This window comes from Bradyrhizobium sp. SRL28 (assembly GCF_018596315.1).
Classification (GTDB): domain Bacteria; phylum Pseudomonadota; class Alphaproteobacteria; order Rhizobiales; family Xanthobacteraceae; genus Bradyrhizobium.
In genome coordinates, this window is record NZ_JAHEAG010000006.1 from 289,931 (window position 1) to 306,228 (window position 16,298).

The following is a 16,298-nucleotide window of genomic DNA, read 5'->3' on the forward strand; positions in this document are numbered from 1 at the left end:
AGCAGCTTAAATCGCGCGCTATGGCCCTAAGAGAAATCATCATCCTGCCGGACAAACAGCTCCGGCTGGTCTCCAAACCCGTCGAGAAGGTGACGACGGAGATCCGCAAGCTCGCCGACGATATGTTCGAGACCATGTACGACGCGCCCGGCATTGGGCTTGCGGCGATCCAGGTCGCGCAACCCTTGCGGCTGATCACCATGGACCTCGCCAAGAAGGACGAGAACGGCGAGACCAAGCCGCGCCCGCGGGTATTCATCAATCCGGAAATCATCTCCTCGTCGGAGGAATTGTCGGTCTACGAGGAAGGCTGCCTCTCGATCCCCGAATATTACGAGGAGGTCGAGCGCCCGGCGAAGGTGCGCATCCGCTTCACCGATCTCGACGGCAAGGTGCATGAAGAAGACGCCGACGGCCTGTTCGCCACCTGCATCCAGCACGAGATCGACCACCTCAACGGCGTGCTGTTCGTCGACTATCTGTCGAAGCTGAAGCGCGACCGCGTGCTGAAGAAATTTACGAAAGCCGCCAAGCGCGCGGCGGAGTAAGCCCACTCTATCGACCGTCATGCCCGGGCTTGACCGGGCATCCACGTCCTTTCTGCCGCACCAAAGACGTGGATGGCCGGGAGCGCTGACAAGTGTACGTAGTCTGCGCAAAGCAGACTACTATGCCCGGCCATGACGGAATAAACTGAATCGACCTGGGATTTTTCCGCCTCATGCCACTCCGCTTGATCTTCATGGGCACGCCCGATTTTGCGGTGCCGACGCTGTTGGAACTCATGGCTCACGGCCATGAGATCGTGGCCGTCTATACCCGCGTGCCGAAGCCGGCAGGGCGGGGCATGAAGCTGCAGCCGACGCCCGTGGAGCAGGAAGCGCGGCGGCTCGGGATTCCCGTGCTGACGCCAACGACGCTGAAAACGCCGGAAGCGCTCGAGGAATTTCGCACGCACAATGCGGACGCCGCCGTGGTCGTCGCCTACGGCATGATCCTGCCGCAGGCCATCCTGGATGCGCCGCCGCTCGGCTGCTTCAATCTGCACGGCTCGCTGCTGCCGCGCTGGCGCGGTGCCGCCCCGATCAACCGCGCCATCATGGCAGGCGATGCCGAGAGCGGCGTGATGGTGATGAAGATGGATGTCGGCCTCGACACCGGCGACGTCGCGATGGCCGAGCGGCTGGCGATCACGGACACCATGACCGCCGCCGACCTGCATGACGCGCTGGCGCCGCTCGGCGCCGACCTGATGGTGCGTGCGATGGGCGCGCTGGCCCGCGGCGGGCTGCAGCTCCAGAAGCAGAGCGAGGACGGCGTGACCTACGCCGCCAAGATCGAGAAGGCCGAGGCGCGGATCAACTGGCAGCGCCCGGCGCGCGAGGTGCTGCGGCATATTCACGGCCTGTCGCCGTTTCCCGGCGCCTGGTGCGAGATCGCGAGCGATGGCGAGCCGGCGCGGATCAAGATCCTGCGCTGCGAACCGGCTGACGGAGCCGGCGCGCCCGGCGAAGTGCTCGACGATGGGTTGACGATCGCCTGCGGTAACGCCGCGATCCGCATTCTTGAACTGCAGCGCGCCGGCAAGGCGCCGATGAAGGCCGCGGACTTCTTGCGCGGGACGCCGCTCAAACCGCCGACGCGGCTCGGCTGATGCCCCGCTACAAACTCATCATCGAATATGACGGCACGCCGTTCTCCGGCTGGCAGATCCAGGACAACGCGCCGACCGTGCAGGGCGCGATGGAAGCCGCGGTGAAGGCGATCTGCGGCGAGCAGGTTCGCGTCCACGGCTCGGGCCGCACCGATGCCGGCGTGCATGCGCTGGCGCAGGTCGCGCATTGCGATATCCAGAAGCCGTTTCCGCCGGGCCGACTGCGCGACGGGCTGAACGCGCATTTGCGCCCGCATCCGATCGGCGTGCTCTCGGCGGAAATCGTCGCCGATGATTTCGAAGCGCGTTTCTCCGCCAGGAGACGCCACTACCGCTACCGCATCACCAACTCCAGAGCCAATCTCGCGCTCGATATCAAGCGAAGCTGGCGGATACCGCGCCATCTCGATACGGACGCGATGCACATCGCCGCCCAACGCCTGCTCGGCAAGCACGATTTCACGACGTTTCGCGACACCGAATGCCAGGCGAAATCGCCGGAGAAGACGCTCGACCAGCTCGACGTGATCAGGGAAGGGGATGCGGTCTCGATCATGACCTCGGCGCGCTCATTCCTGCACAGCCAGGTGCGCTCGATGGTGGGCTCGCTGGTCTGGGTCGGCGAAGGCCGCTGGAGCGCCGACGACCTCGCCGCCGCGCTCGCCGCCCGCAACCGCGCCGCCTGCGGCCCCGTGGCGCCGCCGGAGGGATTGTATCTGGTGCGGGTGGAGTATTAGTCGTCGCCGACGACCTCGTAGGATGGGTGGAGCGAAGCGATACCCATCGGGCGTGCGGCGAGGTGATGGGTATCGCTTCGCTCCACCCATCCTGCGGTCTACGGGACGCAGCCGAACACCAGGTGCGTGGCTCTCGCCGTCGCGACGTGATTGGTTAGCTTGTAGCCAAGGCTCGGCAGATCGAGCCCTGCGAACAGGCTCTCGCCCGATCCAAGCAGGGTCGGTGCGATCGCGACGTGCATTTCGTCGATCAGGCGGGCGCGCAGATATTGCTGGATAGTCGCGACACCGCCCCCTAGCCTCACGTCCTTGCCGCCGGCAGCCTCGCGCGCCTTCTGCAGCGCCGCCTCGATGCCATCGGAGACGAAATGGAAGACCGTACCGCCCTTCATGGTGATGGGCGCGCGGGGATGGTGCGTCAGCACGAAGACATCGCAATGATAGGGCGGCTCGTCGCCCCACCAGCCTTTCCACGATTCATCCGGCCAGGGGCCCCGCACCGGGCCGAACATGTTGCGGCCGAGGATCCATGCGCCGATGTTCTCAAAACCCCGCGTCGCAAAATCGTCATCCGGGCCGGTCGTGCCGATATCCTTTGCGAACAGTACTTTCTGGATCGTCTGGGTCGGCATTATCCATTCGTGCAGCCCCAACCCGCCGACGCCCAACGGATTGTCGGCGTCCTGGCCGGGGCCCGCGCCGTAGCCGTCGGCGGACACGCTGAAGCAGCGGACAACGAGCTTGCTGTTGGCTGAACCGGTCATGACGTCACATCCTCACCGAGGAAGACGGCACAAGTCAGGCAAAATACCGATCCAGCACGCCGCGATAGATCTTCGTCAGCTTCTCCAGATCTGCCACCGGCGTGCGTTCGTCGACCTGATGCATGGTCTGGCCGACCAGGCCGAATTCGATCACCGGGCAATAGCCCGAGATGAAGCGCGCATCCGAGGTGCCGCCGGAGGTCGAGAGCTCCGGCTTGCGTCCCGTCACCTCCTCGATCGCGGCGACCGCAAGATCGGTGAACGCGCCGGGTTTTGTGACGAACACGTTGGAGTTGGAATATTCCCACACGATTCGAGCGCGGATGCGATTGCCGCAGGCTTTCGCCAGCCGTTCCTCGACCAGCGCGCGCAGCGTCTCCTGGGTGTGATTGTCGTTGAAGCGGATGTTGAACTTTGCGCGCGCCTGGCCCGGGATCACATTGCCAGCGGTGTTGCCGACATCCACTGACGTGAACTCGAGATTGGAAGCCTGGAACTGCGCGCTGCCGTGATCCAACGGCTCGTCGGAGAGCGCCACGATCAGCCGTGAAATATCCGGCACCGGGTTCGACGCCCGGTGCGGATAGGCGACATGGCCCTGCACGCCGTCGACATGGAGCGTGCCGGATTGCGAGCCGCGGCGGCCGATCTTGATGCAGTCGCCGAGCATTTCGACATTGGAGGGCTCGCCGAGCACGCAATGATCGAATTTTTCGCCACGTTCGGCGCACCACTTCAGCAGCTTGATGGTGCCGTTGACCGAAATGTCTTCTTCGTCGCCGGTGATCAAAAACGAGATCGAGCCTTTGGGCTTGCCGCTATTGCCTTTCAGATAGTCGAGCACGGCGGCGACGCTGCAGGCGATGCCGCCCTTCATGTCGACCGCGCCGCGGCCATAGAGGAAACCGTCCTTCACTTCGCCCGAGAACGCGCCGAGCGTCCATGCGGTTTCGTCACCGGGCGGCACCACATCGGTATGGCCGGCAAAGGTGATGTGTGGCGCTTCGAAGCCGATGCGGGCGTAGAGGTTGTCGATATCGGCGGTGCCGGGCTCGCCGAAGGTAACGCGATGCACCTCGAAGCCGGCGTCTTTCAGCAGGCGCTCGAGGACGCCGAGCGCACCGGCATCGGCGGGCGTTACGGACGGGCAGCGGACGAGGTCGCGGGTAATGGAAACGGCGTCATTCATACCCCGGCTTAACACGCCAAACCGGCGGCGGGCCAGCCTTGTGCGGCACCATTTCGATCTCGCTCTGCTGGTCCCAGCGGGGCCGCGTATCCGGCGCCGGCTTCGGCGTCAGCGGGTCGGCGCCGAACCGGTTGGTCTTGCGCGAGCCCTTCAGGCAATACATTTCGATGAAGCCCCACACGTACAAGGTAAACACGATCAGGGCAGGCAGCATCATGAAGTAGGAGTCGGGCAGCCGGTCGTCGAACTGGTTGTAGAGGCCGGGGACGACGAAGAACGGCACCATCCACCAGCCGCTCTTGTCGCGGTCGTGCAGCCGCTTGATGGAGGTCGCGAAGTAGACCCACATCAGCAGCGACGTGCCGAACAGTTTGATCAAGAGCCGGGGGATGTCGGCCCACGTCAGGGACCGATACGCGTCGGGATCCACCAGCTTGAAGAGGTCCTTGGCGCCGAAATGGAAGGACGAGGCGACGCCGAACAGGCTGTGGATCGCAACGATCACCAACCCCACAGACATCATCAAGCCCAACAGGACCAGCATCGCGAGCCACAATTTGGCGCGGTTGATGCGGCCGTCAAAGCGGAACAGGTACCAGGTCCAGTCCATGCGCAATGCTCCGGAGGCGGAAGCCAGCGGTCCGGTACATTAGTCGCGCGAAAAAGTCCCCGGTTCGATTAATCCCGCAGCAGCTCGTTGATGCTGGTCTTGGAGCGGGTGCGCTCGTCGACGCGCTTGACGATCACGGCGCAGGCGGTGGAGGGGCCAGGCTGGCCGTTCTTCAAGGGCTTGCCGGGCAGCGCGCCGGGAACCACGACGGAATATTCCGGAACTTCGCCGATGAAAATTTCGCCGGTCTCGCGGTCGACGATCTTGGTGGAAGCGCCGAGGAACACGCCCATCGCCAGCACCGCGCCCTTGCGCACGATCACGCCTTCCGCCACTTCGCTGCGCGCGCCGATGAAGCAGTCGTCCTCGACGATCACGGGCTCGGCCTGCAGCGGCTCCAGCACGCCGCCGATGCCGACGCCGCCGGAAATATGCACGCGCTTGCCGATCTGTGCGCAGGAGCCGACGGTGGACCAGGTGTCGATCATGGTCGCTTCATCGACATAGGCGCCGAGATTGACGAAGGAAGGCATCAGCACGACGTTGCGGGCGATGAAGGCCGAACGGCGCACGATCGAGCCCGGCACGGCGCGAAAGCCCGCGTCGCGAAAACGGTTCTCGCCCCAGCCCTCGAACTTGGACGGCACCTTGTCCCACCACGACGCCTTGCCCGGCCCGCCGGGAATAGCACTCATGTCGTTGAGGCGGAACGACAGCAGCACCGCCTTCTTCAGCCACTGATTGACCTTCCACTTGCCGTCAGCGCCGCGTTCGGCGACGCGCGCCTCGCCCTTGTCGAGCAGCTCGAGCGCGCTATCGACAGCCTCGCGAACCTCGCCCTTGGTCGACGTCGAAATGCCGTCGCGGGCATCGAAGGCGGAGTTGACGGTGGATTCGAGTGCGGACAGGGACATCGGGATTTCCTTGGGGATTTCGGACGAAGTTGACGGGCTTTTTCGGGATTTGGAGAGGGAGAGTCAAGGCTGGAAGAGCCTCGTAGCCCGGATGGAGCGAAGCGTAATCCGGGACAGTCTCGCTTGAGGAGCGATCCCCGGATTGCGCTTCGCTCCATCCGGGCTACTTCCCGCTCAACCTCTCCAAAAACCCCGTCAGATCATCCGTCACATGATCGACGTAAGCCGCATCCCGGCCTTCCAGCTCCCAATCCTCGCGCACCACTTCCTGGGCACCGTCGGGCACCACCAGCACCGTGGTCATGCCGAGCTGGTGCGGCACCACGAGGTTGCGGGCGAGATCCTCGAACATCGCCGACCTCAGGGGATCCACGCCGTGGACGCGCAGGAATTTGTCGTAGGTCTGCGGCGCCGGCTTTGGCTCCAGTTCGGCGGCGATGATGTCGAACACCGCCTCGAAATGTTGGGTTATGCCGAGCCGTTCCAGCACCGCGCCGGCATGGTCGGTCGAGCCATTGGTCAGGATCAGCTTGCGGCCGGGCAGCTTTGCGATCGCGGCCCCCATCGCCGGGTTCGGCTCCAGCGGCGAGTGATCGATCTTGTGGACGTAGGCCAGATAATCGTCGGCGTGCACGCCATGCTCGGTCATCATGCCGCGCATGCTGGTGCCGTAGCGGCGGTAATAGTCTTTCTGGATCACGCGGGCTTCTTCCGCGGAGATTTTTAAGTAAGCGCCGATGAATTCGCCGATCCGCGCGTCGACCTGCTGCCACAGATTGACGTGGTGCGGGTAGAGCGTGTTGTCGAGATCGAACACCCAGGTGTCGATGTGGGAGAAGGGGCGAGGGGATGTCATGATTCTCTCACCGGGTCGTCCCCGCGAACGCGGGGACCCATACGCCGTGTAGGTTGTTGGTAAGCACGGTGCGTGTTGCCTTCAATCGTGGTTGACGCCGGTGGCCACAGTTCAGCCCTGTGGTTATGGGTCCCTGCGTTCGCAGGGACGACGATGGAGCGAGGGACACGTTCCATCACGGCATCGCAAATCGCAGCGTCTTGCCGCCGCTACTCATATCAACCGGCGCAAAGCCGATCGGCGCAAGTCCGCGGGTGCCGCAATCTCCCTGTTCCGATATCTCGAACTTGCTCTCACGCGTACAGAGCTGCTTCGGCCCGCCCCAGTTCAGCGGCTTGTCCCGGTATTTGACGGCGCGGTTTTCGCCATCGACGGCTTCGGCAAAGCTGTAGACCTGCTTCGGCTGGCCGGTCACGTCGGGATGCAGGCACTTGCCGGGATCGATGCGATACCAGCCGCGGCTGGTCACCGCCTTGCCGTCGTCGGTGGCGACCGCGGCCATGATCTTGTGCGGCGTGTCGTTGCACCAGGTCAGCCCCGAGGAGGAGGGCTTTTGCACGGCTTCGATCATGGTGGCGAAGAAATTTTGCGACTGCACGATGTCGGCGGCGAGCCCGCGGCTCTTCAGGAACGCGCTCAATGCGCCTTGCGTCTTCGGCCCGTCGACGCCGTCGATCGGCGCGGCGTCATAGCCCGCGATGACAAGCAGCCGCTGGATGCCGGCCAGCCGCGCCTGCTCGTCGTCATATTCGGAATCCTCGGCGAGATAGGCGACGAGGTTGCCGTCGTCGGTCCGCGTCGGCGTGATCTGGGTGAACGGCGCAGGCGTCTGGTTGCCGCGGCACTGGCGGGCGGCGGCGATGACGAAATTTTCCGGCGCGATGCATAGCATATCGCTGCCGTTCTGCGGGATCGGCGAAGCGCCGTAGACGCCGAGCGCGCGTGCATTCAGCAGGATGCGGTCGGCGGTCAACGCGCCCTGCAGCACCACGCGGCAGGCGGCCGGATCGATCCGGAACCAGCCCCGCGTCGCGGTTGCCGCCTTGTCGTCGATGCCGATCGCGGCCTCGACCACATAGCTCATGCGATTGCAGAGTTTCAGGTCGGCGAAGGCGGGCAGGGAGGAAACGAACAGCGAGATCGCCGCGGCGGGCACGGACATCAGGAAACGGGCCAATGCGGAGCGTGGCCGCTGTGATGCTCTCCGCTCGTCATGCCCGGGCTTGACCCGGGCATCCACGTCGTTCTTTCCGCCGGGAGCAAACAAGTCGTGGATGGCCGGGCGCAGGCTAGCGGAAGCGACGCCGTCCTTCGGACTGCTATGCCCGGCCATGACGAACCTTTTTCGCGTCGCCGCTTTGTGCATCACTTGTGGATCAGCGTGCCGGTGCCTTGATTGGTAAACAACTCCAGCAGCACTGCGTGCTGCATCTTGCCATCGATGATGACGACGCCCTGCACGCCCTGTTCCAGCGCGTAGATGCAGGTCTCGACCTTCGGGATCATGCCACCGGAAATCGTGCCGTCGGCGATCAGTTTTCGTGCGTCCTTCACCGACAATTCCGGAATCAGCTTCTTCGACTTGTCGAGTACGCCGGGAACGTCGGTCAGCAGCAACAGCCGCTTGGCTTTCAGCGCACCCGCCACCGCGCCAGCAAAGGTGTCGGCGTTGACGTTCAGCGTCTGGCCGTCATGCGAGGTCGCGAGCGGCGCCAGCACCGGGATCAGCTCATAGCCGATCAATTGATTCAGCAGCGTGAGATCGACCTTGTCGGGGTCGCCGACGAAGCCGAGATCGACGGCCTTTTCGATGTTGGAATCCGGATCGACCATGGTGCGCGTCGTCTTCGACGCCTTCACCATGTTGCCGTCCTTGCCGCTCAAGCCCACCGCCTTGCCGCCGGCTTCGTTGATGTAGCCGACCAGCTGCTTGTTGACCGAGCCCGCCAGCACCATCTCGACGATTTCGATGGTGGCGGCGTCGGTGATGCGAAGCCCGGCGGCGAATTCCGACTGGATGCCGAGCCGCTTGAGCATGGTCGCGATCTGCGGCCCGCCGCCATGCACCACCACCGGATTGATCGCGGTCTGCTCCAGCAGCACGATGTCGCGCGCGAACGCCTTGGCAGTTTCCTCGGCGCCCATGGCATGGCCACCATATTTGATGACGATGGTTTCCTCGTCATATTGCTGCATATGCGGCAGCGCTTCCGACAGGATGCGGGCCTGATCGAGCGGGCTGATATTCTGCGCTGATGTCATGAAGCGGTTCTCGCCATTCCGGATGTCGGGCCGGGTTCTATCCGATTGGCGGGCAGGGCGCAAAGTGGGGGAATTGCGGAGGCTTGCGCTCTGGACGCAGGTGTAGCCCGGATGCAGCGAAGCGAAATCCGGGGCCGCTCCCACCAACGATGCAGTTTTCCCGGATTGCGCTTCGCTCCATCCGGGCTACGGAATTTTACCCTCGCTTCGGCCAGGCCGCCCCTACCGCCAGCGCCAGCCAGCTCACAATCAACAGCGTCCCACCCGTCGGCGCGGCCATCGGAAACAAGCCTCGCCCCGCATAGTGCCGCAATGTCAGGTCGCCGGCGAACAGGCCTGCCGCAATCACGAAGCCGAAGGCGGCCACGATGCCGATGCGGCCATGGACAATCCCACGCTCCGCCAGCGCGACGGCACCCAATACCGCGCTGGCGTGAAACAGCAGCATCGACGACGCCGAGGCCAGCCGCGACGCGTCCGCGCCATGGGCGGAGGCCGCCGCCAGCATGACGCCGTCGGCGCCCATGATGGCGGCCACCACGATCAGGATACGGCCCGTGCGGTTCATCAGGCGCGCTCACTCAACAGGCGCACCATCGCGGCGCGCAATTCCGGCATGCCAGCGCCGGAGCGCGAGGATGTCACCAGCACTTCCGGAAACGCGGCCGGGTGCTTGGCGAGTGCCGTAATGGTCTCGGCGATGGTCTTTTCGAGTTCTGCCTTCTTCACCTGGTCCGCCTTGGTCAGCACCACCTGATAGCTCACGGCGGACTTGTCCAGCGTCTTCAGCACGTCCTGGTCGACATCCTTGATGCCGTGGCGCGCGTCGATCAGCACATAGACCCGCGCCAGCGTGGCGCGTCCCTGCAGGAACTGATGGATCAGCTTGGTCCAGGACGCGACCTGGGTTTTTGGCGCCGAGGCGTAGCCATAGCCGGGCATGTCGACCAGCCGCAGTCCCGCGCGGTCGGGGCCGTCGAAGAAGATCAGCTCCTGGGTGCGGCCCGGCGTATGCGAGGTGCGCGCCAGCGCGTTGCGGCCGGTGAGCGCATTGATCAGGCTCGATTTGCCGACATTGGAGCGGCCGGCAAACGCCACTTCCATGCCCGCCATCGGCGGCAGCGTCTCGATCGAGGGCGAGGCCCAGACGAACTTCCATTCGCCGGCGAAGAGTTTTCGGCCCTCTTCGATCAGCTTCGCATCAGTCTCGGCGGTCATGCGAAGGTTCTTTCCATTGCATGGCCGGGCAAAGGCTTGAAGCGCGTCTTCGCGCTAGATGTCCCGGCCATCCACGTCTTTCTTTTCGCAGTCCTAAAACGTGGATGCCCGGGACATTTGCGCTTCGCGCTTTTGCCCGGGCATAACGTCCTCGATGGAATTGTGACTAAACGGTCGAGTTCTTAGTCTCAGTCTTTAGGCTTTTTTTTTGAAACGTCGACTTGATGTTGTCGAACAGCTCCACCTTCACGCCGTTCTTGCGCATGATGTAGCTCTGCTGCAGCACCGAGAGCAGGTTGTTCCAGGCCCAGTAGATCACGAGTCCTGCCGGGAACGAGGCCAGCATGAAGGTGAAGATCAGCGGCATCCAGTCGAAGATCATCTTCTGGGTCGGATCCGGCGGCGTCGGGTTCAGCTTCATCTGGAACCACATCGTGATGCCCATGATGATCGGCCAGACGCCGAGCATCAGGTATGGACCGACCACCGGTCCCAGCATCATCGGATCCCACGGGATCAGCCCGAACAGGTTGAAAATCGTGGTCGGGTCGTGCGCCGAGAGATCCTTGATCCAGCCGTAGAACGGCGCGTGGCGCATTTCGATGGTGACGAACAGCACCTTGTAGAGCGAGAAGAACACCGGGATCTGCAGCGCGATGGGAAGACAACCGGCGATCGGGTTGATCTTCTCCTTGCGGTAGATCTCCATCATCTCCTGCTGCTGCTTCTGGCGGTCGTCGGGATAACGCTCCTTCAGCGCCGCCAGTTGCGGCTGCACCGACTTCATCTTCGCCATCGAGGCGTAGGATTTGTTGGCGAGCGGGAAGAACACCAGCTTGATCAGCACGGTCACCAGCAGAATGGAGACGCCGAAATTGCCGAACAGATGGAAGAAATAGTCGAGCAACAGGAACATCGGCTTGGTGATGAAGTAGAACCAGCCCCAATCGATCAGCAGGTCGAAATGGTTCAGCCCGAGTTGCTGGTTGTAGCCGCCATGGCCGGCGAACGGGAAATTGATGCCGACGACGCCGGCTTCCTTGGCCCCCGCAAACAGCCGCGCATTGGCGCTGCCGGTGCCGCCGATCGCAATGGTCTGCGGATCCTGCAGGTAATCGGCCTGATACCGAACCTTGGCGCCCGGTTCGGCGAGAAAGCGGGCCTTGAGGCGTGCCGTCGTCTCGGGCAACAGCGCTGCGGCCCAATATTTGTCGGTGATGCCGAGCCAGCCGTTCGTTACATTGAACTCAAAACCACGCCCGCCATTGCCCAGAACAGGCGCCTCGGCGACGGCCTTGTAGCCGTGCTCCTGCAGGCCTTTTTCACCGAGATAGCCGATCAGGCCTTCATGAAGGATGTAGTAGCCCGAGACCTCCGGCGTGCCGTGGCGAGAGATAAGGGCGAACGGATAGAGCGTGACCGGCGCACTGCCGACGTTGACGACGTCGTCCTTGACGGTGAAGAGATAGCGGTCGTCGATCGCAATGGTGCGGCGGAAGGTGAGACCCTCGCCATTGTCCCATTTCAGCATCACCGGGTTGCTCGTCGACAGCGGGCCCGAGCCCTCCTGCTGCCACACCGTATCGCGGTCGGGAAGCCGCGCCGTCGAGCCCGAGGCGGCGACCCAGCCGAACTCGGCATAATAGGGATGAGCCGTGTTCGAAGGCGAGAACAGCACGATTGCGGGCGACTTCGGATCGACGGTGTCGCGGAACTTCTCCAGCGACAGGTCGTCGATGCGCGCGCCCTTCAGCGCGATGCTGCCGGAAAGCCGCGGCGTTTCGATCTTGATGCGGGGCGAGGCCGCAATGGCGGCGTCACGGCTGACGACCGGCTGAGCCGCGCCCGGCTGGCCGGCTGGCGTGGTGGCGGAAGGCGTCGCGCCCGGTTGCGGGGTGGTGGAGCCGGGGGTGGTCGTCTGCGGCGACGACTTGGCGAGCTCGGCCTGGGTCTGGGTTTGCAGGCGCTGCCGCTCCATCTGCGGCATGTTGTAGAAATACTGCCAGGCGATCAGCACAAGGCCGGACAGAATGACGGCGAGGATGGTGTTGCGATTATCGGTCATCGTTTTTGAGGTCTCGCCATTCAATTCGGGGTGCGGCTCGCGCCGCCGTTTTGTTTTGACGCGTTTTCTTGACGCGAACCGGTATCCACTTCGCTCGAAAACGCTTTGGTGCCGCTCTGTGGTTTCGGCTGCCGGTCGAGGCGATGCAGCGCCGAACGGAGATCGTCGAGCATGGTTGCGAAGTCGCGGGTGAGCGCGGCCCGGCGACCTACCAGCACATAATCATGGTGTGGTCGCATGGATATGACGTCCAGCCGCTTCACGAGTTCGCGAAGCCGGCGCCGGATGCGATTGCGCTCGGTGGCGGTACCGTTCTTTTTGGTAACGGTGAAACCGATCCGGATCGGGCCGTCATCGTCGCGGGAGCGGCCCTGCACCACGAAGGCAGCGCTGTTCGCCCGCGTGCCATTGGCAACGGCGAGAAAGTCCGCCCGCTGCCTCAGCCGATCCATGAATGAAATCTCCGGAAGATCCGGCTCAGGCGCTCAGACGCTTGCGGCCACGCGCACGGCGAGCGGCGAGAACCTTGCGGCCGCCGGCGGTGGCGAGACGGGCGCGGAAGCCGTGACGGCGCTTGCGCACCAGTTTGCTGGGTTGATAAGTCCGCTTCACGGGTAGTTCTCCGCTGACCGGGCAATTTGCCTGTTGGATTGATGCGTCCGGTGATGCGGGCCGGCCCGAAAAAGGGCCAGTTACGGCCCAAACGAGCCGCCCCCGGTGGAACCGGGCCATCGCGGACAGTTGGCGCGGCTTATACGGGAGCGACCTGTTTTCGTCAATGTCGGGGGTTGCCCCGGCAGCTGTTCTTTGAAACGTCGCAATTGGGGCGAATATATCTGTTTTCGCGGGGTTTTTAGGGGCGAGACGGCGGCGTGCCCGGACCCATCGGAACACCAGGACATTAGCGATCGGTAATTTGACCGCACGGTGGCCCAAACGCATCCTCGGAAGCAGTGTACGGGTCAGGACCAGCGTCGGCCCTGTGTCCGGCGGGCTCCAACACAGCGATATCAAGGCGGATATTCGTGTCAGCGACCGACGACCAGTCGACCCCTCAAGCGCCGCGGCCCCCGGGCTCGCGTCGGCTCGGCTTGTCAGGCAAGCTTTTGCTGCTCACCATCCCCTTGGTGATGATCGCACTCCTGATGATCTATGTGCCTTCGATCGCGAATTTCTGGACCAACCGGCTGAACGACCGCCTCGCGGCGGCCAACACCGCCGCCCTGGTGCTGGATGCCGCGCCGCTCGGCATGGTGCCGGATTCGCTGGCGCGGCAGATCCTGACCAGCGTCGGCGCCCGCGCGGTCGCCATCAAGATGGGACAGCAGCGCCGGCTGCTCGCCAGCGCCGACCTGCCGGCGGCGATCGACCGCGATATCGACATGCGGACCCTGACGGTGTGGTCCGCGATCGTCGAGTCCTTTGAGATCATGTTGGAGACCGGCAACCAGACCATCCGTGTGGTCGGGCCCGCGCCCGGCGGCGCGCAATTCATCGAGGTGGTGGTCGATGAAAAGCCGTTGCGGTTGGCGATGTACCGCTTTTCCCGCAATTTGCTGCTGGTCTCGCTGGGGATCGCAATGCTCGCCGCGGGGCTGGTCTACCTCGCGTTGCATTTTCTGTTTGTGCGGCCAATGCGGCGGCTGACTGCAAATCTCGTCGGCTTCCACGAAAACCCGGAAAGTGCGGCGCGCATCATCGTGCCGAGCCAGCGCGGCGACGAGATCGGCGTTGCCGAGCGCGAATTGTCCGACATGCAGCGCGACCTCGTCTCGATGCTCTCGCAGAAGAGCCGGCTCGCCGCGCTCGGCCTCGCCGTGTCGAAGATCAACCACGATCTGCGCAATCTCCTGGCGTCCTCGCAATTGCTGTCGGACCAGCTCGCCAGCGTGCCGGATCCGCGGGTGCAGCGCTTTGCGCCGAAACTGATGCGCTCGCTGGAGCGCGCCATCGATTTCTGCCAGTCGACGCTTTCCTATGGCCGCGCCCAGGAGGCCGAGCCCGACCGCCGGATGATCCTGGTCGAGCCCGTGGTGACCGAGGTGCGCGAATCCGCAGGCCTTGCCGCCGACGCCTCTATCACCTGGATCAGCGCGATCGAGCGCTCCCTCTCGATCGACGCCGATCCGGACCAGTTGTTTCGCGTGCTCCTCAACCTGGTGCGCAACGCCGCCCAGGCGCTGGAAAGCGCCAAGGGCGATGCCGCGACCTTGCAGATCCGCATCACCGGCCGCCGCGAAGGCTCGGTCGCGATCATCGAGGTTTCCGACACCGGCCCCGGCGTGCCGGCGAAGGCGCGCGAGCATCTGTTCGAGGCGTTCCAGACCTCCGGCCGCCCCGGCGGTAGCGGGCTCGGGCTCGCGATCGCCGCCGAACTGGTCCGCGCCCATGGCGGCGACATCCATCTGGTCGAAGGCACCATCGGCGCCACCTTCCGGGTCTCGATTCCCGACCGCCCGGTGGAACTGCAGAGCGTCCGCAACGAACGGGCGCGGGCGTAATTTCCACGTCATTCCCCGATGGGCAATTGCACATCTGAGGGCGATCCAAAGTATCGAACCCGGAATCTCGATGTGATTACAGGGAGATTCCACCTCCCCGCTACCATCCGTTCCGGAATGACGTTGAATTAACTGCCTCGGATTCGTCGGGCAGAACCTGCCTTCCGAGACCTTGCAAAGCGAGGCCGGAGCGGGTAGCTAAAGCGCTCTTTCGCGACCGTCCGGACCTTATTCGGACGCATCCGGGCCCCTTAAGGCCCAAATGCACAAGCGAAAACGCGCCCGTAGCTCAGCTGGATAGAGCACCAGACTACGAATCTGGGGGTCAGGAGTTCGAATCTCTTCGGGCGCGCCAAAACTTCACCATTCCAGAACAAAACTGGGCACAAGGTCCGCTACTAGCCCGAAGCGGACGTCGGACCGGCCGATGTAAGTGGGTCTAGAGTTTCATTCCAAATGGGGTGAGCGTCTTGTCTTCGTCAACATAGGGATCCAAGTCAGGCTTTTCTCCTAATGCAGCAGGAACACCTCCGATACTCATAAGTCGGACAGACACTCCGTCGTCTTGCTCTCCAAAGTCCCAATTGGGAGCATCGATCGGCTTACCTGCGCCGTCAAGGTTGACGTTTCTGTAGGACATCGTTTGTGGCCCGGAGGCCATTCTGATTTTTCGTCGTGCCCAATCATAAAATCCCGACGTCGTAGCATGCTCAACAATCTGCGAGTGCCACTGCGCGACGACGTACATGTCGACGGACAATTGGCGCAGGCCGACCGGTTCACTATCGTACTCGCAGGGAACTGAACTAGAGAACTGAAGAGTGAGCCGATGCTGTCCTTTGCCATTTTCCCCCATTGACATCAGATGCTTATGCACGCGATCAACCAGCCAAGCCTGCACCTTCAGGCCGCCAAACTGGAGACGCATCAGGTCAAGGTCGATCAGTCTGAAATTGGCATCTAGTGTGACGCTAGCGCTCACATTTTCGACGTCGATTTTCAGCACGAAAATCTCGTCAAGAACTCGGTATTTTATCCGCTCGTCGCCGTCTTTGAGCGCGCCAAACAGCGCAATTCCGGTGCGCGCCGCCTTGCGGACCGCATCGGCGGTAAATCCAGCGTTGCTGCAGAGGGCGCACAAATCATAGTTCAAATCCCGCCGCTTCGACTCGAGGGCGTCAACTACTGCTATTCCGAGTGGCCCCCTTTCGGGATTGTAATCCTTGCATTCGATGAATGCCTTTCGGCCTATTCCGCTGACCGGGCCATCGATCCGAACGTCGATTTCCCGACGTCCGTCCGGCCCATCTACTATGACATTCGTTTCGATGTGCGGAGTGCTGTCAAACTCGCGCACAATATCAGCGACAACGGACTCGAATGCGCGCCCGGCCTTCATCAAATGCTTCTCGGTCCTTCTCTTCTGTTTGCGCCGTGCCGTACCCCTGTCCATAGGATTGTCTACCACAGGCCTTGTGCCCATTTCACTAGACCAAACATCGGGTGAAAACAGAACGTCCGCTCGTGG

The 16,298-nt window shown here is 63.2% G+C and carries 17 protein-coding genes and 1 tRNA gene; 5 read left to right on the top strand and 13 right to left on the bottom strand.

All coding sequences use genetic code 11. The annotated features are described in order from the left end of the window. Positions 1–20: 20 nt before the first annotated feature. The 3 genes from def to truA all read left to right on the top strand — a co-directional run bounded on the left by def (position 21) and on the right by truA (position 2,391). Positions 21–548, top strand: coding sequence for a peptide deformylase (def, locus tag KIP88_RS17040; RefSeq protein ID WP_214489074.1), 528 nt, complete (start codon positions 21–23; stop codon positions 546–548). Positions 549–721: 173 nt separating this feature from the next. Then, positions 722–1,654, top strand: coding sequence for a methionyl-tRNA formyltransferase (gene fmt, locus KIP88_RS17045; protein ID WP_214489075.1), 933 nt, complete (start codon positions 722–724; stop codon positions 1,652–1,654). Next, entirely contained in the window at positions 1,654–2,391 is a 738-nt protein-coding gene (gene truA / locus KIP88_RS17050; protein WP_214489076.1) for a tRNA pseudouridine(38-40) synthase TruA, read from the top strand. The genes fmt and truA overlap by 1 nt, the downstream gene beginning before the upstream one ends. A gap of 98 nt (positions 2,392–2,489) precedes the next feature. Here truA and KIP88_RS17055 read toward each other — a convergent pair whose 3' ends face one another. From KIP88_RS17055 to rpmH, 12 genes are all read right to left on the bottom strand, one after another. Next, entirely contained in the window at positions 2,490–3,155 is a 666-nt protein-coding gene (locus KIP88_RS17055; protein WP_214489077.1) for a dihydrofolate reductase family protein, read from the bottom strand. A 34-nt stretch (positions 3,156–3,189) separates the two neighbouring features. Beyond that, the gene (gene dapE, locus KIP88_RS17060) at positions 3,190–4,344 is read right to left on the bottom strand and encodes a succinyl-diaminopimelate desuccinylase (RefSeq protein ID WP_214489078.1); all 1,155 of its coding nucleotides are present in this window, start codon (positions 4,342–4,344) and stop codon (positions 3,190–3,192) included. Further along, complete coding sequence (locus KIP88_RS17065; protein WP_214489079.1) at positions 4,337–4,954, bottom strand: DUF805 domain-containing protein; 618 nt, start codon at positions 4,952–4,954, stop codon at positions 4,337–4,339. Before KIP88_RS17065 ends, dapE begins: the two co-directional genes overlap by 8 nt. Positions 4,955–5,022: 68 nt before the next feature. Continuing rightward, positions 5,023–5,868, bottom strand: coding sequence for a 2,3,4,5-tetrahydropyridine-2,6-dicarboxylate N-succinyltransferase (gene dapD, locus KIP88_RS17070; protein WP_214489080.1), 846 nt, complete (start codon positions 5,866–5,868; stop codon positions 5,023–5,025). A 163-nt stretch (positions 5,869–6,031) separates the two neighbouring features. Further along, a complete protein-coding gene (locus KIP88_RS17075; RefSeq protein ID WP_214489081.1) occupies positions 6,032–6,724 on the bottom strand; it encodes a pyrimidine 5'-nucleotidase in 693 nt (230 codons plus the stop codon). Between the two features lie 175 nt (positions 6,725–6,899). Next, on the bottom strand, positions 6,900–7,886 hold the full coding sequence (locus tag KIP88_RS17080) for a DUF1036 domain-containing protein (protein WP_214489107.1): 987 nt from the start codon (positions 7,884–7,886) through the stop codon (positions 6,900–6,902). Between the two features lie 203 nt (positions 7,887–8,089). After that, the gene (argB, locus tag KIP88_RS17085; protein WP_214489082.1) at positions 8,090–8,986 is read right to left on the bottom strand and encodes an acetylglutamate kinase; all 897 of its coding nucleotides are present in this window, start codon (positions 8,984–8,986) and stop codon (positions 8,090–8,092) included. A gap of 196 nt (positions 8,987–9,182) precedes the next feature. Next, a complete protein-coding gene (locus KIP88_RS17090; protein ID WP_214489083.1) occupies positions 9,183–9,554 on the bottom strand; it encodes a DUF423 domain-containing protein in 372 nt (123 codons plus the stop codon). Next, positions 9,554–10,204: a ribosome biogenesis GTP-binding protein YihA/YsxC gene (gene yihA / locus KIP88_RS17095; protein ID WP_214489084.1), complete on the bottom strand. Its 651-nt coding sequence runs from the start codon at positions 10,202–10,204 to the stop codon at positions 9,554–9,556. The genes KIP88_RS17090 and yihA overlap by 1 nt, the downstream gene beginning before the upstream one ends. A gap of 166 nt (positions 10,205–10,370) precedes the next feature. After that, positions 10,371–12,269, bottom strand: coding sequence for a membrane protein insertase YidC (gene yidC / locus KIP88_RS17100; RefSeq protein ID WP_214489085.1), 1,899 nt, complete (start codon positions 12,267–12,269; stop codon positions 10,371–10,373). A gap of 20 nt (positions 12,270–12,289) precedes the next feature. Beyond that, complete coding sequence (gene rnpA / locus KIP88_RS17105; RefSeq protein ID WP_214489086.1) at positions 12,290–12,721, bottom strand: ribonuclease P protein component; 432 nt, start codon at positions 12,719–12,721, stop codon at positions 12,290–12,292. Between the two features lie 25 nt (positions 12,722–12,746). Further along, positions 12,747–12,881: a 50S ribosomal protein L34 gene (gene rpmH, locus KIP88_RS17110; RefSeq protein WP_008542748.1), complete on the bottom strand. Its 135-nt coding sequence runs from the start codon at positions 12,879–12,881 to the stop codon at positions 12,747–12,749. Between the two features lie 413 nt (positions 12,882–13,294). Here rpmH and KIP88_RS17115 point away from each other — a divergent pair, with 413 nt between their 5' ends. Continuing rightward, positions 13,295–14,770, top strand: coding sequence for a HAMP domain-containing sensor histidine kinase (locus KIP88_RS17115; RefSeq protein WP_308163589.1), 1,476 nt, complete (start codon positions 13,295–13,297; stop codon positions 14,768–14,770). A 278-nt stretch (positions 14,771–15,048) separates the two neighbouring features. Continuing rightward, positions 15,049–15,125, top strand: a tRNA-Arg gene (locus KIP88_RS17120). An 84-nt stretch (positions 15,126–15,209) separates the two neighbouring features. Here the strand turns inward: KIP88_RS17120 and KIP88_RS17125 are convergent. Next, positions 15,210–16,298 (bottom strand): restriction endonuclease (locus KIP88_RS17125; RefSeq protein ID WP_214489087.1); only part of this gene is annotated, 1,089 nt, incomplete at its 5' end.

What these genes read in the sequence shown, in the direction of transcription:
- def (WP_214489074.1), top strand. Translation starts at nt 21, where the DNA reads ATGGCCCTAAGAGAAATCATCATCCTGCCGGACAAACAGCTCCGGCTG.
- fmt (WP_214489075.1), top strand. Translation starts at nt 722, where the DNA reads ATGCCACTCCGCTTGATCTTCATGGGCACGCCCGATTTTGCGGTGCCG.
- truA (WP_214489076.1), top strand. Translation starts at nt 1,654, where the DNA reads ATGCCCCGCTACAAACTCATCATCGAATATGACGGCACGCCGTTCTCC.
- KIP88_RS17055 (WP_214489077.1), bottom strand. Translation starts at nt 3,155, where the DNA reads ATGACCGGTTCAGCCAACAGCAAGCTCGTTGTCCGCTGCTTCAGCGTG.
- dapE (WP_214489078.1), bottom strand. Translation starts at nt 4,344, where the DNA reads ATGAATGACGCCGTTTCCATTACCCGCGACCTCGTCCGCTGCCCGTCC.
- KIP88_RS17065 (WP_214489079.1), bottom strand. Translation starts at nt 4,954, where the DNA reads ATGGACTGGACCTGGTACCTGTTCCGCTTTGACGGCCGCATCAACCGC.
- dapD (WP_214489080.1), bottom strand. Translation starts at nt 5,868, where the DNA reads ATGTCCCTGTCCGCACTCGAATCCACCGTCAACTCCGCCTTCGATGCC.
- KIP88_RS17075 (WP_214489081.1), bottom strand. Translation starts at nt 6,724, where the DNA reads ATGACATCCCCTCGCCCCTTCTCCCACATCGACACCTGGGTGTTCGAT.
- KIP88_RS17080 (WP_214489107.1), bottom strand. Translation starts at nt 7,886, where the DNA reads ATGTCCGTGCCCGCCGCGGCGATCTCGCTGTTCGTTTCCTCCCTGCCC.
- argB (WP_214489082.1), bottom strand. Translation starts at nt 8,986, where the DNA reads ATGACATCAGCGCAGAATATCAGCCCGCTCGATCAGGCCCGCATCCTG.
- KIP88_RS17090 (WP_214489083.1), bottom strand. Translation starts at nt 9,554, where the DNA reads ATGAACCGCACGGGCCGTATCCTGATCGTGGTGGCCGCCATCATGGGC.
- yihA (WP_214489084.1), bottom strand. Translation starts at nt 10,204, where the DNA reads ATGACCGCCGAGACTGATGCGAAGCTGATCGAAGAGGGCCGAAAACTC.
- yidC (WP_214489085.1), bottom strand. Translation starts at nt 12,269, where the DNA reads ATGACCGATAATCGCAACACCATCCTCGCCGTCATTCTGTCCGGCCTT.
- rnpA (WP_214489086.1), bottom strand. Translation starts at nt 12,721, where the DNA reads ATGGATCGGCTGAGGCAGCGGGCGGACTTTCTCGCCGTTGCCAATGGC.